This is a genomic window from Hymenobacter qilianensis (assembly GCF_014489555.1).
GTDB classification, from domain to species: domain Bacteria; phylum Bacteroidota; class Bacteroidia; order Cytophagales; family Hymenobacteraceae; genus Hymenobacter; species Hymenobacter qilianensis.
This window is the reverse complement of record NZ_CP060784.1, coordinates 3,633,758-3,652,146: the sequence shown is the minus strand read 5'-3', so window position 1 is coordinate 3,652,146 and position 18,389 is coordinate 3,633,758. Positions and strand designations below refer to the sequence as shown.

The window sequence follows — 18,389 nt, the reverse complement described above, 5'->3', positions numbered from 1 at the left end:
TTCAAATAGTACAAACCAAGTCTTACATAAATATAGTACAATTATAAAGCCTGAATTTCGGGTTTAAATGAATTATAAAGCCATTTAAGTAACTTCTTTATAAATTTTAAAATCTACTAGAAATCACGATTTAATCTTCTATAGCACAATCCATAAAATGGATGAAAGGCGGTTCTTTCATATGCTGTATGGACATGGCCAACACTACCTCTCCGGCCCGCGCCCTCAGTACAGAAACCGAATATATCTAGCAAAAAAAGCCCCCAGAACTATTCTAGGGGCTTTTTATGCTAGATATAGTACTCTATGCTACTGCTAGATTAGTGGCGGGTGCGTTAGCCAACGTAGCCGCGTAGCATGAGTAGTCTGGCGCCCCGCTCCGCGGGACTTCGCGCTTTAAGCGAAATTAGGCTGGGGGGTGAGGCTACTTCAAATCAATCACCGACATCGTATGCGGCGCGTCTGACTTTGTATTCACAAAGTTCTTCTCCGGCTTATCGAAGTTGGTCACATAGAGACGCTTGCCGTTGAGCAGCACTTCGGCGGGCTGGTCGAGGAGGCCATTGGCGCCGTTGGTGTCACCGTTTTTGGCCAGGGTGGTTACCGAGTTGTTTTTCAGGTTGATAACCTGAATGGCGTTGTCGCGGGAGTTGCAGACGTAGACTTTGTCGGTGGCGCGGTCGATGACGAGGCCATCGACGCAGGTTATTTTGTCGCCGGTGAGCTTGAGGGCTTCTTTTTTGGCCAACGTACCATTGGGCTTCATCGTCAATTTATAGAAAGTACCGTCACCGAAGGAGCCGGTGTAGAAGTCGCCGCGGCTGTCGTAGTCGAGGCCGTCGGCGCCGTTGTCTAGGCCGGTTTCGTTGACCTGAGTGGTGAAGGTGGCCAACACATGTGGGTCCTTGGTTTTGGGTTTTAGGTGCACCACGCCCTTGTTTAGCTCATCCAAAGTAAACACCAGCACGGCGCTTCCTTTGTCGTCGTTGGGCATATCCCACTGGCTGTCAGTTACATAAATCTTATTTTCTTTCCAAACCACGGCATTTGCCAGCGCAAAGTTGTCGACCACCGTTTCTACGGTGCCGGGCTTGCCGTTTTCCACCCGCACCCGCATCAGCCGCGATTTGAATTTTTTGTCGTTTTCGTACTGATTCTCGGCGTAGTACAGGTGGCCGTCGGGTCCGAAGGCGAGGTCCATGGGGGCTGCCTTGTTGGTAGTGGGCTCGGGGGGCAAAGTGGTCAGGTAGGGTATCAGGCTGGTATCGGTCATTTCCATGAGCACGGCCGGATAGGAATTATTGGCCAGATTGGGCACAGACAGGATGATGTTGCCGTTAGGCGCCAAAGCCATACCATCGGGCGTGTTGTGGGCCTCATCGAGGGTGTGCAGCAGCTTGGGGCTGCCGACTTGGGCTATAGTATCTGGGGTGGCTGCGGCCGTATCGGCGGGTGCAGCGGCAGCGGGCATATCGGTCGCTTCGGTTTTGGTGGAGTTTGACTGGCAGCTGGCCAGCAGCCCTCCGCAGGCAAGCAGAAGGGTTATGAGGTTGGTTTTCATAGGGTAGTTTGGGCAGGTAATTGGTTTTTAGTACTCTACGGTTTAGGTTAACGGCCTGCCACCAAACTCGTTTGGCGGGGGGCAAATTTTTACTTCTCCAAAACCCCACCGCCTGGGTTGCAGTATCACAGAGGGTAGCGCTGGCATTAGGCATCATTTCCGTAACTAGCCGCTCGAAACCCATTTCCAACCCACATTCCAGGACTTTTCAGTCCCCTGCAGTATGGCTCAAATCAGCGAAAACAAAGTCGTTACCATCACCTACGACCTCAGCGTGACGGACGAGAACAACGAAAAAGTATTGGTAGAATCGGCTGAGGCCGACAGCCCCATGGTGTTTCTGTTCGGTCACAGCGGCTTGCCCGAGGAGTTTGAAAATCAGCTTGATGGCAAACAAGCCGGCGACTCCTTCAACTTCTCCCTCACCCCTGACCAGGCCTACGGCGACTACGACCAGCAAGCCGTAGTGGGCATCCCCAAGCAGGTATTTGAAGTGGATGGCCAGATAGATGAGGAGATGCTCCAGGAAGGCAACTTCCTGCCCATGTCCGACAACGAAGGCCACCAGATGCAAGGCAAAGTAGTGTCCATCGGCGACACGGAAGTGCAAATGGACTTCAACCACCCCCTGGCCGGCATGGTCATGCACTTCGACGGTAAAGTAGCCGCCGTCCGCGACGCTACACAGGAAGAGCTAGCTCACGGCCACGTGCACGGCGAAGGTGGACATCACCACTAAGGATTACTATTTGATTTGAATAAAAAACGGGGCTATAAAGTCCCGTTTTTTATTTGTTTACTATGAAGATATTAATGTTTCAAAGATTTTTTCTGTCTTTAACAATTACAGATTAATATCTTCATAGTAAACCAAATACCATCTACCTTCCTTGGGCTTAAAAATGTATTTAGAACTAAAAGAAACATGTTTTTGCGACACCTCATTAATAGCAATGGTATCTGATCGTATTTTTTTCACCTCAAAGTTTATAGTATCAATATCACTTGGAATTCCTTTAAACATTCTCCATTTACCTTTCTGCCAATAATAAATTGTATCACTTACATCCATTCCATCAGTATTTATTCCAGGCAAAGGAAATTTTATCCTTTGTATTTGAAATATGCTGTCATTCGTAAATCTTTTATAAAAAGCATCAAAGGGCTCTAATGAAAAGATAGTGTCTTTGCTACTAGCTACTTGGCTAGCTTCTTTAAAATCTTTCTTTTCAGCATAATTATCTTGACAGCCCCCTAGTATCATTGGTACTAGAGTAATTAAGATTATAGTCGCAATATTTACATTATTCATCTTTAAGGATTTTTTTATTATTAATATAATAGTAATTATTGCAAGTTTAGCATCTCCCTCTAAATAGCGCGAGTTTAGCAAAGCGTAACTCGTGATTAGCCATATTGTGGAGGTTGCACCTCCACTGCCGCAAAGCGGCAAGCAGGAACTGCAATAAATCACCTTTTACCAAAACGATTTTGTTCTAGCATGGGAGGCGCAGCCTCCCGGCATGGTAGTCACGAGCTGCAAGCTCGCGCCAGTTCTGACGTCAGCCTTATTATGCGCTGTTGACGGATTGACTTGCCGCCTCCCTCAGCTCCGGCCAGAACGCCCGAAAATCCGCTTCATACGCCGGCAGCTCCGCCAGAAATGCGGCGGCGCCGGTGGCTAGTATTTCGGCGCTGGGTACGCGGCGGCTAAGGCCCAGCAGGGCGCGTTCCAGGCCCTGGGGGCGGGCGTAGCCGGTGAGCCAATCATCGCGGCGCATGTAGTGGAGCAGGTGGCGGAGGCGCTCGGGTAGCTCGTGGCGGCGGGTGTGCAGCAGGGCATAGTGGCGCTGGGCAAAGGCGGGCAGCGGTTCCGCGGGGTCGTCGAGGTGATAGTGGGCGAAGTCGCGGGCCAGTAGGTGGTCGAAGCCAACGTCGGAGACTACGCCGGCCCACTTGCCCAGGCCGGCGCCGCGCAGGCGGGCGGTGGTTCGGCGCACCAGCGGGTGGGCATCGGTATACGAGTCGATGAAGCGGTGCAGGCGGATGCCGCGCTGCACCGCGGGCGGGTAGGCCAACACCCCGGCCCGGCCGCGCACGGCTTCGGCCGCGAAGTTGCCCACCACGATATCGGCGTAATCGGGGGCGGCGGGCGAGCCAGAGAGCAGCAGGTGGGCCAGAAAGTTCATGGGGGGCAAAAGTACATCCGGACCAGTTGGGAAAGGGCGAAAAGCTCGACAGCCCTGAACCTTCGGCCCACCGGCCGTATTTCCAGGTACTGTTCCAAACACCACCAAAACCCTAGAAATCATGGCCGAGCACGTAGCCGTAAGTAACGACGTTACCAAGCTGATTGACCGTATCAAAGACATCAAAATCGCGATGATGACCACCATCGAGCCCGATGGTACCCTGCATAGCCGCCCGATGTACACCCACGAGCCCGAGAATACCGGCACGCTATGGTTTTTCACGGAGCGCGACTCCGCCAAAATCGATGAGGTGCAGCAGGATCGGCACATCAACCTGGGCTACTCCAAGCCTAATGACAACCTGTACGTGTCCATTTCGGGCATTGCCAGCATCGTAAATGACCGCGAGAAAATCAAAGAGCTGTGGAATGAAGGCTTGCGTACTTGGTTTCCTAAAGGCTCCGACGACCCGAATATCTCCCTGCTCAAAGTAGACATACAGCGCGGCGAGTACTGGGATCAGCCCAGCAACGTACTGGTGCACGCTTTCGGCTATGTGAAAGCCGTAGCCACCGGCGAGCGGTACCAGCCCACCGGCGACGAGCATACCAAAGTAAACCCCAAATAGTGCTTTTCTGAGCTATGCGAGAGGGCTGGAAGCAATTCTGGCCCTTTTTTGTTGCTTACTAGTTTTCATGATTACGTTTTTATCAGAACGTCATGCAGAGGCGGAGCCGAAGCATCTCGCTCGCGGTAGTGGGATTACTAACCTCTCGTCAGCACGCGAGATGCTTCGGCTCCGCCTCTGCATGACGTTCTTTTAGGTTTACATATTAATTTTCAGACCTGAATACCATTCGCTTGACCTCCTCCCCGCTCACTACTATTTCATTATTTGGCCTTGCGCCCGGCCAGAAGCGCTGGGGGCTGGCTCAGATGGGCACTTCGCAGGCTCCGCTGCGCAAGGTGGCGGGGCTGCGGTTTTTCAAGCTGCTAGGCAGCGGGGCCGACAACGGGTTTGGGCTGCGGCCCAACTTGCATTTGTACGGGATGATGGCGGTGTGGGAATCGGCGGAGGCGGCCGCAGCGTTTTTTGCATCGCATCCGCTGTGGGTTGAGTACCAGCGCCAGAGCCAGGAAATCTGGACGGCGCATCTGGCTCCTATCAAAGCGCATGGACTTTGGGACGGCACCAATCCATTTGACTACGCTGTAGAAATGCCCCCCAGCGACGGGCCGGTGGCCGTGCTGACCCGTGCTTCCATTCGGTGGTGGAAAACGCCGCGCTTCTGGCGGTACGTGGCCCCTACCAGCGCCGCCATAGCCAAAGCGCAGGGCGTGCTGGGAGCCGTGGGGCTGGGTGAGCTGCCGGTGGTGCGGCAGGCCACATTCAGCATCTGGGAGTCGGCGCAGGCCATGCAGCAGTATGCGTACCGCGATGCCACGCACAAGGAGGTTATCCGGCTGACGCGGCAGGAAAAATGGTACGGCGAAGAGCTGTTTGCCCGGTTTCGGGTGCTGAGCAGCGAAGGCACCTGGGGGGCAAAAATCCGCTGGCGGGCGTGTTATTGTAAGCAAATCAGAAAACCTGAACGTCATGCAGAGGCGAAGCCGAAGCATCTCGCGTGTTTAGCGGGATCAGTGCTCACACATGATCCCGCGCGATGCTCCGCTCCCGCTCTGCACGACCGCCACATTTAAATTTCTGGTTATCGACCACGCCCGATTTCCGAACTTGCGGCCGTATGAAACGACGTTTATTGTTAGCCGCTGGCCTGAGTGGGGGGCTTTTATTGGGTCTTAATCAGGAAGCGCGGGCCCAGGTCGAAAATGATGAGCGGCCAATGCGCTTCAACGGCATGGAATTCCGCTCAGCTGATTCCCTGTTTTACATCAACTTTCGCTTCCGCATGCAAAACCGGGCGGGCTTTATCTCTAAGTCGGGCACCGACCTGAGCGTGCGGGAATATGATGCGCGCGTGCGCCGTCTGCGCCTGCGCGCTGATGGCTACGTACTTACGGAAAAACTCGGCTACAGTCTGCAACTCTCCTTTTCCCGCGGCGACCAGGATTTTGAATCCTTGGGCGTGGCCAACATCGTGCGTGATGCGGTCATTTTTTATAATGTTACGCCCAACCTCTATTTTGCTTTTGGGCTAAACAAGCAGCCCGGTAACCGTCAGCGGGTTGTTTCCTCGGGTCAATTGCAGTTTGCGGAGCGCTCTATTGTGAATGCCGCCCTCACCATTGACCGCGACTTTGGCATTAAGGCATATTATACCCATCCGCTGGGCCCGGTTGCCTTGTATTCGCTGAAAGGCGCCATTACCACGGGTGAGGGCCGGGGGCCAAACGGCTCCGGTCCGGGCCTGGCTTACACGGGCCGCGCCGAGCTGCTGCCCCTGGGCGCCTTTAAGGGCGGCGGCGACTATTCGGAGGGCGACATCGAGCGCGAGCCTACCCCCAAAGTTTCGCTGGCGGCGGGCTACAGCTACAACCGGCAAACCGTACGCAGTGGGGGCCAACTCGGCGTGGAGCTGTACAGCCCCGTCGACCTGGGCACCTTTATCACCGATGCGATGGTGAAATACCAGGGTTGGGCTTATCAGACGGAATACATGCGCCGCACCAGTCCCAATCCCTTCACCTACGATTCTACCAACGACCTGCGCTATGCTTTTGTAGGACAAGGACTTAATCAGCAGCTTTCCTACTATTTTCCCTCCGGTTGGGAGCCAGCCCTGCGCTACTCCTGGCTACAGCCCAATCGTGTGCTCAGAGAGCAAGTTGATCAGCAGGACGTACTGGAGTTTGGCCTGACCAAATACCTGCGCAAGCACCGCGTGAAAGCCCAGCTCAATGCCAGCTACCAACCCGCCCGCGGCAACTGGGACCTCGACGCGCCCGGCAACCGCTGGGGCGGCGTGTTTCAGTTTGAGTTGGGTATTTAGGCATATACTGACCTTGCTCGTTAGCGCTGACGAGAGGTTAGTAATCCCACTACCGTGAGCGAGATGCTTCCCTACCGCTCTGCATGACAGATAGTGTGGCAACCTCAGCATGCGCCTAAAAAAGCCCCCCAGAGCTGACGGAACCTGCCTTGTAGCTACCATAGGCTATTTATCAAGGAGCCGCGCGGCTTTTTGCGTAATTTCGCCTGTTCAGAACAGCCTAAACTCCTGCTAATGCCCGCGTATCGTCCCGAGGAAATTGAAAAAAAGTGGCAAGCCCACTGGAAAACACATAAAACTTTCGAGGTAAGCAACAGCTTCGACAAGCCCAAGTACTACGTGCTCGACATGTTCCCGTACCCCTCAGGCGCGGGCCTGCACGTAGGTCATCCGCTGGGCTATATTGCCTCCGATATTGTGTCGCGCTTCAAGCGTTTGCAGGGCTTTAACGTGCTGCATCCCATGGGCTTCGACTCATTTGGCCTGCCCGCCGAGCAGTACGCTATCCAGACCGGGCAGCACCCCGAGAAGACCACCCGCGAGAACATTCAGCGATACATTGAGCAGCTTTCGTCGCTGGGCTTTAGCTACGACTGGAGCCGCGAAATTCGCACCTCCGATTCTAGCTATTACAAGTGGACGCAGTGGATTTTTCTCAAGCTGTTCAACTCTTGGTATAACCTGGAAACTAACCGCGCCGAGAACATCCGCACCTTGCAGGATATTTTTGGCGAGAAAGGCAGCGCCGGCGTGCGTGCCGCCGGCGACGCCGACGAGCGCCACGACTTCACGGCCGGGCAGTGGCAGATGATGACCGAGAAGCAGCGCATCGACGCGGTTCACCCCTATCGTTTGGCTTATCAGTCGGATACGTACGTGAACTGGTGCGCGGCCCTGGGCACAGTGCTCAGCAATGATGAGGTGAAAGATGGCCTCTCGGAGCGCGGCGGCTACCCCGTCGAGCGCCGCCTGATGCCCCAGTGGAACCTGCGCATCACAGCCTACGCCGACCGCCTGCTTCAGGGCCTCGACACCATCGACTGGCCCGAGCCGGTGAAGGAAATGCAGCGGAACTGGATCGGCCGCTCGGTGGGCGCTGAGGTTACGTTTCCGCTCCAAAATGCCCCCCAGCAGGGCATTAAGGTGTACACCACCCGCGTCGACACAATTTATGGCGCCACCTTCATGGTATTGGCCCCGAGCACGAGTTGGCCGCCCAGCTCACTACGCCCGAGCAAAAAGAAGCCGTAGAAGCCTACGTGCTGGCCAGTAAGCGCCGCTCGGAGCGCGACCGTATGGCCGACACCAAAACTGTGTCGGGTGTATTTACTGGCAGCTACGCTATCAATCCGGTGAGTGCCGAGCCTGTGCCCGTGTGGTTGGCCGACTACGTGCTAGCTGGCTACGGCACCGGCGCCGTGATGGCCGTGCCCAGTGGCGACCAGCGCGACTACCTCTTCGCCAAGCACTTCAACCTGCCTATCATCGCCGTCACCGACGCTCAGCAGAACCTCGATCAGCAAGCCGACCCCACCAAGGAAGGCCGCTACATCAACTCTGAGCTCATCAACGGCCTCACCTTCAAAGAAGCCAACGACAAGCTCATTACTTGGCTGGAAGAGCACAACTTGGGTAAAGGCAAGGTAAACTTCCGCCTGCGCGACGCCATTTTTGGCCGTCAGCGCTACTGGGGTGAGCCCCTCCCGATTTACTATAAGGAAGGTTTGGCCTATGGTGTTGCCGAAGCTGATTTACCCATCGTGCTGCCCGAAATCGACGAGTACAAGCCCACCGAAACCGGCGAGCCGCCTCTGGGCCGCGCGCAGGATTGGAAGTACCGCGGCAAGTTCGACTTCGAGCTAAGCACTATGCCCGGTTGGGCCGGCTCTAGCTGGTACTACCTCCGCTATATGGACCCGCACAACGACGAGCGGTTTGTGAGCGAGGAAGCCGAGCAGTACTGGCAAACCGTTGACCTCTACATGGGGGGAGCAGAGCACGCTACTGGCCACTTGCTGTATGCCCGTTTCTGGTATCTGTTTTTGAAGGATCTGGGCCTCGTCAGTGGCAACGAGCCTTTCCAGAAGCTGATTAATCAGGGGATGATTTTGGGCCGCTCGAACTTCGTGTATCGATTGAATCTGACTTGGAATGTGGATTCAAGACAAAGCTCGCAATCAGCTTTATCGAAGTATTTTCCGCCTGCAATTTTTATATCAAAAGGTAAGCTGGATAAGTATGAAGCTGGTGATGCATCTACAATTGATGAGATTAAGAACTTTATAAAAAACTATCCTGCTGAGTTTAATAAGCGCGATTTGGGCGTTGTTATTAATCATGTCGATGGCTTTCAGGGTTTCTCTGCTCTGCACGTGGATATAAGCATTGTGGAGAATGATTTCATGAACATGGAAGCATTCCGTCGGTGGCGTCCTGACTTTACTAATTCAGAATTCATCACTGAAGATGATGGGCGGTACATCTGCGGTTGGGAGGTTGAGAAGATGTCGAAAAACCGCTTCAACGTAGCCAATCCAGATGAGTTGATCAATCGTTACGGCGCGGACGCGTTGCGTCTTTACGAAATGTTCTTGGGGCCGCTGGAGCAGTTCAAGCCCTGGAATACCAGCGGTATGAGCGGCGTGAGCAGCTTCCTAAAGAAGCTCTGGCGCTTGTTCCACCCCGAAGATGGAAAGTTAGCCGTCACCGACGAGGCCGCGACGCCTGCCGAGTTGAAGGCTCTGCACAAAGCCATCAAAAAGGCGCAGGAAGACATTGAGCGGTTCTCGTTCAACACTTCCGTCAGCACCTTCATGATTGCCGTGAACGAGCTAACGGCCCTGAATTGCCACAAGCGCGCTATTCTGGAGCCACTCACGGTAATTATTTCTCCTTACGCACCTCACTTGGCCGAGGAACTGTGGGCTGAACTAGGTCACGAGCCCGGCAGCATTACTAACGCTCAATTCCCAGTATTCGAGGAGAAATACCTCGAAGAAGCCAGCATCGATTATCCCATTTCCTTCAACGGCAAGATGCGCGGCAAAATGACCTTCGCCGCCGCTGCCGTTGCCGCTGATATTGAGAAGGAAGTCTTGGCCTCCGAGATTTTCGAAAAGTTCAGCGAAGGCAAAGCAGCGAAAAAGGTAATCGTGGTGCCCGGCCGGATGGTGAATGTGGTAGTGTAGAGCCCCACGATTGGCCTCACCCCCGGCCCCCTCTCCTAAGGGAAAGGGGGAGCCTGACGCTAGTCGTTTTACGCGGCTACGTCGGCTAGCGCCTCCGTAACCGCTACCGCTCGACTCGCTTTACCTCAGAAAAAGCCCCCCAGAGTATCTCTGGGGGCTTTTTGCTTTTCCAAATAATCTAAGATTGGTAGCAGTATCTGAGGCGAGAGCCGAAGGTGCTGAGCAGGCCAAGCGTCAGGCTCCTCCTCTCCCTTAGGAGAGGGGGCCGGGGGGTGAGGCGACCCTACACCACAGGCACTTGCGCCGGATCTTTATCCAAGCCGCAGCGCTCCATGAAGGGGTTAGTGAATACCCGGCGTGTAGGAGCGTCCAACAGGCGGTGGCGGCAGCCGAGCCACTGGTTTACGGCGGTGTCGCCGTACATTTTGCGGAGGCGCGGCTTAGTCAGGTTGAAGTTGATTTTGCCCCAATGCAGCGTGTAGGCGATGTTCAGGATTTCCAGGCGGGCCCAGATCATCTCCAGAAACCGGCGCGTGACCCGGGCCTCTACCCCGTCGAACTCCAACACAGCCGTGACGGGGAAGCGCGTGAAGCCCAGGGTAGCTTTGGTGCCTTTTACAAACCGCAACCCCAGCACGCCGGGAAAGGGCGTCTGTTGGTTGAGCGAGTGGACTTCGGCCAGCACGCGGAGCACGTCGCGGTTGTCTATGCCGATGGCGGCGCTGGCTGCTTTGCCTCGGATGTTGGTGTTGTCGAAGGTCTCGCTCATGGTGCCGGCTGTGCCGTTGTTGCGCTCCAAGGCCAGCGGGTACAGCCGATTGACCAGCGTGGGCACCAACGCCACGCCGGCATTGCCTAAATGGTCGAGCACCGTCGAAATCAAACCCAGAGAACTATCACCATAAATAAAACCTGAAGCTGGCGCCGGCCGCCGTGGATACACCGACCGGTACGGCGCCTTAAACAGCAGCTGCACAAACACGCCCCGGTTCGGATCGGCGCCCGTGGGGTCGAACTGGTGAGGATTGATGATGATGGTGAGGTGGTAAGGCTGGCGCGTGGGGTCGTTGAGCGGAAGCTGTAGCCACGGCTTCAGGCCAGTCAGGTCGAGGTTGGTCATGAGCCGCTTTAGCCCCTCGCGGTAGGGCACGCGCGGCGAGCTGGATTCTTCCAGCAAAAAAAGCGGCTCCGTTTCCAGCAGCACCCCATGAATAAATCCGAAGCTGCCGAAGCTGACTAAGGCCGCATTGAATAGGTCGTCGTCGCGAAACACGTCGGTTACGCCCAGCCAGTCCGTGAATTTTGGCGCGGCCACCGGATATGAAGCCCGCTCCAGCCACACGTGCCGGTCGGGGCCCGTGACGATATGCAGGCCCACCACCGTTTCCTGAATGGAGCCGAAGCGAAAAGCCCCCCCATGTGTTCCCGTGGATAATGCGCCCACAATACTTTGCCCGTTGCTGGCCCCGGACGCCCGCACCGACTTTTTGCGGGGCTCCAGCTGCTGCTCCAGCCCAATGATGCTCATGCCGCACTCCGTAAAAAACAGATTATCGGCCGTGCGTCCGGCGCTCTGGTAAGCCGGCGCTACCATACTCGGCTGGAGGGCAAATGACTGCCGCAAAGCCATGGTATCTACCAAGCCGCCATCGGTTACGCACACTTCCGAAAACGACCAGCCCTTGCCGATGGCCCGCAGGCGCACGTTGTGCTCAATGCCGTACCGAATTAGCCACTGGAAGTTGGCCGTCGTCTGGCGGTACTGCGCCTGGCTGGTAGGCAGGTTGGGAATGCGCAGCTTAAAGCAGGCGCTGGGTTGCAGGCGCTGCGTGAAGTTCTCGTGCCGGTTGGTCCACTCCGCCATTGGGAGCGCCTCCATTCCGTTGGGCAGGCTCATGGGCGGACGGATAAACGGAGTTCGGGCCTTGCTACGGGTCCCAGCCCCAGTGTGTCAACGGCGGGCGTGTAGGGCGCGCAGCACCAGCTTACCCGCTGCTTCGTCACGACGCCTACCGTGACCAGGGAAAGCAGGAAGTAGCCGAAGTTGGTGTTTACCGTAACGCTGTTCAGGTGATTAAAGCGCGAATCGCAGGGTGGCTTGATATCGGCCGGCTGTTTCAGGCCCCAGAAATACGACGTAACGACTTTAGTACTATTTGGGTCATTCGCTACCGTGTCGCAGTCATAAATGGTGGCGATGCGGGTGGTCATACAGCCCGATAAGGCTCCACTTATGATGGCCAGCACCGCTATAGTAGGTAGATATCGACTCATAACAGGCTCGCATAATGTGTATAATTATAATGTATATATAAAATATTCTAAAAACAAGTTCTCAAATAAAAGAAGCCGTACCAGCCAAACCTTATGTGGTTTAGCCGGCACGGCCTCATAGCGAAAGCGTCTTACAGCGAAGTCTTAACTATCCTTCGCGAGTTCTTCGCGGATTGCGCGGGGCAGTGACGCTCGCACCAGATCGTACGAATGATCGGTCCACTCGCGGAGCTGAGAAGCAGATACACCGCTGCCAATGACAACGGTGTTCCAATGTTTCTTATTCATATGGTATCCCGGCAACACGTAGTCGAACTCCTCGCGGAGTTGCACGGCGCGCTCGGGGTCACACTTCAGATTAACGCTGCCGTACTGGCTGATACTGGTAAGGGCGAAGATTTTGCCCCCCACCTTGAATACCAGCGTGTCCTCGTCGAAGGGCGTTTCCTCGGTTACGCCGGGCTTGAGCAGACAGTAGTCGCGATAATCTTCGATGTTCATTTTTTAGACTAGAGCACGTAGCGGAACAGCATTACCAGCAAGCAAACCAGGAACATAGCCATGGAAAGCTTATTGATGAAATGCATGGTACGCAGGTTGAAATTGGTGTGCCGGTTCGGGTCATTCTTGCGGAAGAAATAACCGAGGGCAGGACCGAAATTAAACAGGTTACGACCTTTCATTGCAGTGGCTTTTGGTATGCATTAAGAACATCCGGCAGCCCGGAATGATTTGGTTGCAAGGTAAAATAATTACATAAACTTATGCCTTCCACCAAAGGGAGAAAAGTGGTTTACGACCTCAGAAAGCCAATTTTTAGGACGGCTAAACTCATTATAACGATTTTATTTAATTATAATTAATCAAATAATATTTTGACTTATATTAATATTTACTTAATTTATATGAACAGAAAGTAACTACTCCTTGAATCCGGATTCGTCCGAAAAAGTCCCCCACCGGACGTACAGAACCGCGCCAACGGCTTTGCGCTACTCTATGCGCATAGTAGGCAATAGAAGCCGTTCCCTCGCTTGTCACACTTGGAAATCAGAATGTCCACTCAATAGACAATCCGCGCCTGAGTTTCTTGCGATTACTCTATCGGCATTCTTTCACCAAACCAATTATTCGCTATGAAACTTACATCTATGAACAGCCACCGAAAAGCAGCTCGTCTGTTCGTGCTTTTCATGTCCGCAATGTTCTTCTACAGCTGCGACGAGCTGTACGAGGAAATATTTCACCAGCCATCAAAAACCGCCCAGGAGGAAAGTGCCAACGTCGTGTACGACTGGTATGATTTGATTGCAAAAATTGAACTGCGTAGAAACCCCTTACCCGTTACCATCGCCAACAACCGGGCTTTCGGGTACATCGGCGTCGGCCTGTACGAGACCGTGCGGCCGGGCATCAGAGGGGCCATCAGTTTATCTACTAAACTGTACCAAATGCCCCCCATGCCCGCCCCGGAGCCGGGCCGGGAGTATGTGTGGGGCGCCAGTGCCAATGCGGCCCTGGCCAGTATGTACAAGCAATTGTTAGTGGGCCTGACCGACGAGGATAAGGCTCGGATGGACTCGCTAGAAAACGCCTACAACAACCGCTACCGACTAAGTACCGCCGATGCCGTGTTAACCCGTTCGCAAGCTCACGGGCGAGCCGTTGCGAGTGCTATCTACAACTGGTCCACCACCGATAACTTTAATCTAGGCAGCCAAGGGTATGTGCTACCGGAATTTCCCGGTTCCTGGGTGCGTACACCCCCTGCCTTTGCCGCTCCACAAGGGCCTTTTTTACAGAACTCAAGGCCTTTTCTGGCCTACAGCTTAACGGCAACTGCTCCCCCACCACCAATTGCTTATTCAGAAGATCCATCCTCTGCCTTTTATAAAGAGGCAAAAGCAGTGTATGATATTGGTAAAGCCTTAACCCCAGAGCAAAAAGCAATACCAGACTGGTGGGCTGAAGGGGGGTAGCGGGCGTAGGCATTCCGGCCCCCTACCATCTGCTTTCTATTACAACCGGACTGTTGAGAAGTCATAATGCCAGGCTGGGGCGGGCGGCAGAAGTGTATGCCAAAACCGGCATTGCGATGAAGGACGGCCCTATTAATACCTTTAGAGGCAAATTTCAGTATAATCTTATTCGCCCGGTTACGTATATCCAGCGACACATTGATCCAACCTGGCAATCGTATTTGGCCTCGCCTCCTTACCCTGAGTATCCTTCCGGGCTTGTCGGAATAAACGCTCCTCTTACGCAAGTGCTAATAAGAGAATTCGGCGATGTTCCGGTAACAGACAACGCGTTTGCTTGGAAAGGTTTACCTACCCGGCAGTATCCATCTATTTCGGCCATGAGAGAAGAAGCTGCTTATTCCAGGGTCTACGCTGGCATACACTATCCATTTACACAGATTGCTTCTATAGAGATGGGTAAAGAACTAGGTAATGTAATTGCTGACCTTGACCTAACACCAAATTAGCAATTAGAAAGGTATAGCAATCCGGTAAAAGGTGTTTGTCCTTCTCAGAAGTGGCAAACACCTTTTTTTGCGTGAATAAATACGCTGTGGGGGGCTTTTTTTCAGCACATAAATGCAACTGCGCAGCTTACCTTTAATCAGCCGCGTCCTTATTGTCGTAGTAAACTTCGCAACTTTCTCCCACCTCGCATTCATGAAAAAACTTCTCCTCGCTGCCTGCCTTCTGGGGGGCAATTTTGCTGCTTTTGCCCAGGCCAGCGCCACCGAAACTGCCGCCGTTAAGCAAACTATCACCACCTTTTTCGACGGGTTGCGCCGCGGCGACAGCACGATGGCACGGAGCACCTTGGCCCCCGGAGCGGTGTTTCAGGTGATTGCCAACCGCGAGGGCAAAACGCAGGTGCAGACGGAGAAAGTGGCGGGTTTTCTGAAAAGCGTTGGTACGCCGCACAAAGAAGTGTACGATGAGCGCATCACCTTCGAGCAGGTGCTTATCGACGCCAACCTGGCCAGCGTCTGGACGCCGTACCAGTTTTATGTGGGCACCACCTTCAGCCACTGCGGCTACAATTCGTTTCAGCTGGTGAAGCTGGCCGAGGGCTGGAAAATCGTGCACATCATCGACACGCGGCGCAAGGAGAAGTGCAAGTAAGCCAAGTCAGAAATTGGGTATGCGCTTCAACGGCGTAGAATCCGCTTTCCAACTGTCCAGCTCATACAAGTCGCCTTCGGTATCCAGATAGAGTGAGGCCAGCACGGGCACTTCGTCTACATCCTTATACCAAAGCTCAGCTACTATTTTTCCCAAACGCCGGTTTTGCTTGTTGCTGACAAAGCGCAAGCTGCCCATACCGCCATCGTCCATTTCTTCTACTTCAGCGGCGGGCAGCAGCGCAAGTATCCGCTCAACGTTTGGCTTGCCACGCAGCATGTAAATGAGCAAGCCTAGTTCGAGCAAGGTTAGCAGACGCTTTTCCATTGACAGGGAGCTTCTCCGAAGTTCTACGGCTGGCTGAGTTATTTAGAACAAGGTAGAGACGCCATAGTTGGAGTCTCCTCGTTTGAGCCGTTCGACCTTAGTTTACGCCAATCGTTCAACGAGGAGACTCCAACTATGGCGTCTCTACTTTGTTACTACAGAACCAACCGGCGTTGAAAGCCCCAGAATCAACTCCGCATTGAGGTGTCGCAGATCGGATACTACCTGATCGGCGTGGTGCAGGTTTTGGCCGCCGGAATGCGGGCTGCTGAAACCGATGCAGTACATACCGGCGGCTTTGGCGGCGCTCACGCCATTGGCCGAATCCTCAATTACCAGGCACTCGTACGGAGGTTTGCCAGCCAGCTTCGCGGCGTGCAGAAAAAGCGCCGGATTGGGCTTCGACTGCGGAAAATCCTCTCCGCTAACTAAATTATCGAAGTAGGGATACAGCTCGAAGCGCTTAAACACGCGGTGAATCGTTTCTTTGGAAGCCGACGAGGCCAGCTGCAACGGCATGCCTGCCTTGTGCAGGTCTAGGACCAGCTCGCGGGCGCCGGGCAGCAGCTCCAAGTCGGTCGATTCGTCGAAGGCTTTGCCGAAGAACTCACGCTTGCGGCTCATCAGCGTCTCTACGTCCTCGGTCAGGCCAAATTCTTCCTTGAACTGCTGATACATATTGCGGGTAGAGGAGCCCAGGAAAGTGGCGTATTTCTCAGCCGTAAGCGTTACGCCCAGCTCGGCAAAGTGCTGAAAAAAGGCGTCGCGATGCAGCGGCTCGGTATCAACGAGCACGCCATCCATGTCGAAAATGACGGTTTGAATCATGTAGAAGGCAGATTTCGGACAATTGTAGTACGCCTTCTACGCGGATTTGCCCCCCACAGCCGGTTTAAGCCGAACCTTTGGCGTTGGCCAGCGCCACGATATCCGGCACCTCCAGCACGCGCTTGGGGTAGCCGTGGCGCACGGCGTTAATCATGGAAAGGCCCATCTCTCGCAGCGTAGAAACATACTTGGGAAACAGCCGCCGCATCACCGGATAAAGCCAGGAAATATAAGTGTAAGCAGACAGCGTGTTTTTCAGGCCCTTAGTGGGGTGCATAAATCCGGGCCGAAACATGTAGGCTTTCTGGAATGGCAGCTGCAACAGCGCGTTTTCCGTCTGCCCTTTCACCCGCGCCCACATTAGCTTTCCTTTCCCGGTGCCATCCGTGCCGGTGCCCGACACGTAGCAAAACGTAAGGTCCGGATTGCGGGACAGCACGGTTTGAGCGAAATGCATAGTCAGGTCAAAAGTAAGGCGGCGGTACTCCGGCTCCTTCATCCCCACCGACGACACGCCCAGGCAGAAAAAACAGGCATTGTAGCCCGTCAGCTGGTCTTGTATGGCCGATAAATCGTGGAAGTCGCTGTGGATGATTTCGCGCAGCTTGGGGTGGCTCAGACCGTAGGGCTTGCGGCTAATGGACAACACCTGCTCCACATCGGGGTCGTTGAGGCACTCGTGCAGTACGCCCTCTCCCACCATACCCGTCGCGCCGGTCAGAATAGCTTTTATCTTCATACAGCAGTAGACGACCAGCTACTTGATATGTTTTAACACAACCGTTTCTTGGCTAAAAAAGCCCCCCAGCAAAGCAAAAAGGACCCTGAAGCCACTTACTTCAGGGTCCTTTTTGCTTGTAAGAACGTGGTGCTCCTACCCTTTTCGCCGCCGCGTAATCACGTAATACTGGCCGGGACTGGTGGTAATATTCGTACGGTATTTACCGTCGTTCGAATCCCACACGCCTTCATCGGCTTGCACATTGCGGGCGTTCAGCTTCGTTTGCATCTTCAAGAGGCTCGTTGAGTCTGCGAGGGCCGTGAGCGTGGTTACGCAGACGTCATTGCGGAAGCCAAACCCAATCGTGGCATTCTCCGGGTTCTTGTCGCCGGCCTGATACCATTCGATATCAGTGCCGTCGGCGGCCATGTCTACGCGCAGCTTTTTATACTTTCTGTCGCGCTTGCGGACGTCCTTCTTGATGGCCTTTCTATCCTTGCCGATAGACTGTATATCCTGGGCCTGCGCAGCGGCGGCGCACAGAAGGCATACCAGGATCAATGCAATGAAGTTCTTCATGGTTTCTAGTCGAGCAGAGCTAGAAAGCAAATAACGGACCTTTTGTAAAGCGTTTTTGAACTGCACTAATTTAATCAATACCAGAAGTGGCCTCTTTTAATCATTTTAGCTTCCTAAATTATATGCTGAGGCAGCAAAAATAATAAAATTATGAACTGGTTTAACATATCCGATCAGTGCATCCAGTTTTATTTTTTGTCACGATATATTTCATTAAAAGCAGGATAACGTTCGTAATATTTTACTTTAACCCTATTACCGATCTTATAACCTGTGTCTAAGGAATTATTTGTGTAGCAATCATCACCCAAACAAAACCGATAAGAGTAAGTGAACTCTCGAGGTATCCTACTATTACCCAGGGGATTTCTAGAATCAATTATCACCGCGTCTATTATTTTGTAATTGGATTCAAGAAGGCTATTTTTAATGATGTTTTTTGTTGTGTACGAAACTGCTCCAATCACCATTAACCAGAAAATTAACTCACCCAATTCTAAACCATTCTTATTTTTGGATTTATTTTTGGAGCCCATTTATAAATTATTGTTACTCATTTTTATAGTGAAATAGATGTCTTTAATTTAGAAAGCTGGGAGTTGAACACATGCGCTGATGCACTCCCTTT

General features: G+C 53.6%; 18 protein-coding genes and 1 pseudogene. 8 read left to right on the top strand and 11 right to left on the bottom strand.

Annotated elements, in window-relative coordinates; all coding sequences use genetic code 11:
• Positions 1-424 precede the first annotated feature (424 nt).
• Positions 425-1,561: an NHL repeat-containing protein gene (locus tag H9L05_RS16440; protein ID WP_187731846.1), complete on the bottom strand. Its 1,137-nt coding sequence runs from the start codon at positions 1,559-1,561 to the stop codon at positions 425-427.
• Positions 1,562-1,784: 223 nt separating this feature from the next.
• Between H9L05_RS16440 and H9L05_RS16435 the strand changes: the two genes are divergently transcribed.
• Positions 1,785-2,300: an FKBP-type peptidyl-prolyl cis-trans isomerase gene (locus H9L05_RS16435; RefSeq protein WP_187731845.1), complete on the top strand. Its 516-nt coding sequence runs from the start codon at positions 1,785-1,787 to the stop codon at positions 2,298-2,300.
• A gap of 105 nt (positions 2,301-2,405) precedes the next feature.
• On the opposite strand, the gene H9L05_RS16430 is transcribed toward H9L05_RS16435, so the two are convergent.
• A complete protein-coding gene (locus tag H9L05_RS16430) occupies positions 2,406-2,954 on the bottom strand; it encodes a DUF4348 domain-containing protein (RefSeq protein WP_187731844.1) in 549 nt (182 codons plus the stop codon).
• A 178-nt stretch (positions 2,955-3,132) separates the two neighbouring features.
• A complete protein-coding gene (locus H9L05_RS16425; RefSeq protein WP_187731843.1) occupies positions 3,133-3,750 on the bottom strand; it encodes an acyl carrier protein phosphodiesterase in 618 nt (205 codons plus the stop codon).
• Between the two features lie 121 nt (positions 3,751-3,871).
• Here H9L05_RS16425 and H9L05_RS16420 point away from each other — a divergent pair, with 121 nt between their 5' ends.
• The 4 genes and pseudogenes from H9L05_RS16420 (at position 3,872) to H9L05_RS26340 (ending at position 9,892) form a co-directional block, all read left to right on the top strand.
• Positions 3,872-4,381: a pyridoxamine 5'-phosphate oxidase family protein gene (locus H9L05_RS16420; protein ID WP_187731842.1), complete on the top strand. Its 510-nt coding sequence runs from the start codon at positions 3,872-3,874 to the stop codon at positions 4,379-4,381.
• A 233-nt stretch (positions 4,382-4,614) separates the two neighbouring features.
• A complete protein-coding gene (locus tag H9L05_RS16415) occupies positions 4,615-5,454 on the top strand; it encodes a spheroidene monooxygenase (protein ID WP_187731841.1) in 840 nt (279 codons plus the stop codon).
• A 44-nt stretch (positions 5,455-5,498) separates the two neighbouring features.
• Positions 5,499-6,704, top strand: a complete 1,206-nt coding sequence (locus H9L05_RS16410; RefSeq protein ID WP_223284514.1) for a porin — start codon at positions 5,499-5,501, stop codon at positions 6,702-6,704.
• Between the two features lie 234 nt (positions 6,705-6,938).
• Positions 6,939-9,892: pseudogene (locus tag H9L05_RS26340) on the top strand (leucine--tRNA ligase).
• Between the two features lie 283 nt (positions 9,893-10,175).
• Here the strand turns inward: H9L05_RS26340 and H9L05_RS16395 are convergent.
• The 4 genes from H9L05_RS16395 to H9L05_RS16380 form a co-directional block, all read right to left on the bottom strand.
• Positions 10,176-11,789, bottom strand: coding sequence for an FAD-binding protein (locus H9L05_RS16395; protein ID WP_187731838.1), 1,614 nt, complete (start codon positions 11,787-11,789; stop codon positions 10,176-10,178).
• Positions 11,786-12,166: a hypothetical protein gene (locus H9L05_RS16390; RefSeq protein WP_187731837.1), complete on the bottom strand. Its 381-nt coding sequence runs from the start codon at positions 12,164-12,166 to the stop codon at positions 11,786-11,788. The genes H9L05_RS16395 and H9L05_RS16390 overlap by 4 nt, the downstream gene beginning before the upstream one ends.
• 144 nt (positions 12,167-12,310) lie before the next feature.
• A complete protein-coding gene (locus H9L05_RS16385) occupies positions 12,311-12,667 on the bottom strand; it encodes an MmcQ/YjbR family DNA-binding protein (RefSeq protein ID WP_187731836.1) in 357 nt (118 codons plus the stop codon).
• A gap of 8 nt (positions 12,668-12,675) precedes the next feature.
• Positions 12,676-12,849 (bottom strand): DUF6728 family protein, encoded by a 174-nt coding sequence (locus tag H9L05_RS16380; RefSeq protein ID WP_165963537.1) that lies wholly within the window; start codon positions 12,847-12,849, stop codon positions 12,676-12,678.
• A gap of 453 nt (positions 12,850-13,302) precedes the next feature.
• On the opposite strand from H9L05_RS16380, the gene H9L05_RS16375 reads away from it, so the two are divergent.
• The 3 genes from H9L05_RS16375 (at position 13,303) to H9L05_RS16365 (ending at position 15,306) form a co-directional block, all read left to right on the top strand.
• Positions 13,303-14,145, top strand: a complete 843-nt coding sequence (locus H9L05_RS16375) for a hypothetical protein (RefSeq protein ID WP_187731835.1) — start codon at positions 13,303-13,305, stop codon at positions 14,143-14,145.
• A gap of 53 nt (positions 14,146-14,198) precedes the next feature.
• Complete coding sequence (locus H9L05_RS16370) at positions 14,199-14,654, top strand: vanadium-dependent haloperoxidase (RefSeq protein ID WP_187731834.1); 456 nt, start codon at positions 14,199-14,201, stop codon at positions 14,652-14,654.
• Positions 14,655-14,847: 193 nt separating this feature from the next.
• Complete coding sequence (locus H9L05_RS16365; RefSeq protein WP_187731833.1) at positions 14,848-15,306, top strand: nuclear transport factor 2 family protein; 459 nt, start codon at positions 14,848-14,850, stop codon at positions 15,304-15,306.
• A 6-nt stretch (positions 15,307-15,312) separates the two neighbouring features.
• Here the strand turns inward: H9L05_RS16365 and H9L05_RS16360 are convergent, their stop codons facing one another.
• From H9L05_RS16360 to H9L05_RS16345, 4 genes are all read right to left on the bottom strand, one after another.
• Complete coding sequence (locus H9L05_RS16360) at positions 15,313-15,633, bottom strand: DUF6984 family protein (RefSeq protein ID WP_187731832.1); 321 nt, start codon at positions 15,631-15,633, stop codon at positions 15,313-15,315.
• Positions 15,634-15,777: 144 nt separating this feature from the next.
• Positions 15,778-16,461, bottom strand: coding sequence for an HAD family hydrolase (locus H9L05_RS16355; RefSeq protein ID WP_187731831.1), 684 nt, complete (start codon positions 16,459-16,461; stop codon positions 15,778-15,780).
• A 64-nt stretch (positions 16,462-16,525) separates the two neighbouring features.
• A complete protein-coding gene (locus tag H9L05_RS16350) occupies positions 16,526-17,200 on the bottom strand; it encodes an NAD-dependent epimerase/dehydratase family protein (protein WP_187731830.1) in 675 nt (224 codons plus the stop codon).
• Between the two features lie 135 nt (positions 17,201-17,335).
• Positions 17,336-17,761 (bottom strand): hypothetical protein, encoded by a 426-nt coding sequence (locus tag H9L05_RS16345; protein ID WP_187731829.1) that lies wholly within the window; start codon positions 17,759-17,761, stop codon positions 17,336-17,338.
• Positions 17,762-18,389 lie beyond the last annotated feature (628 nt).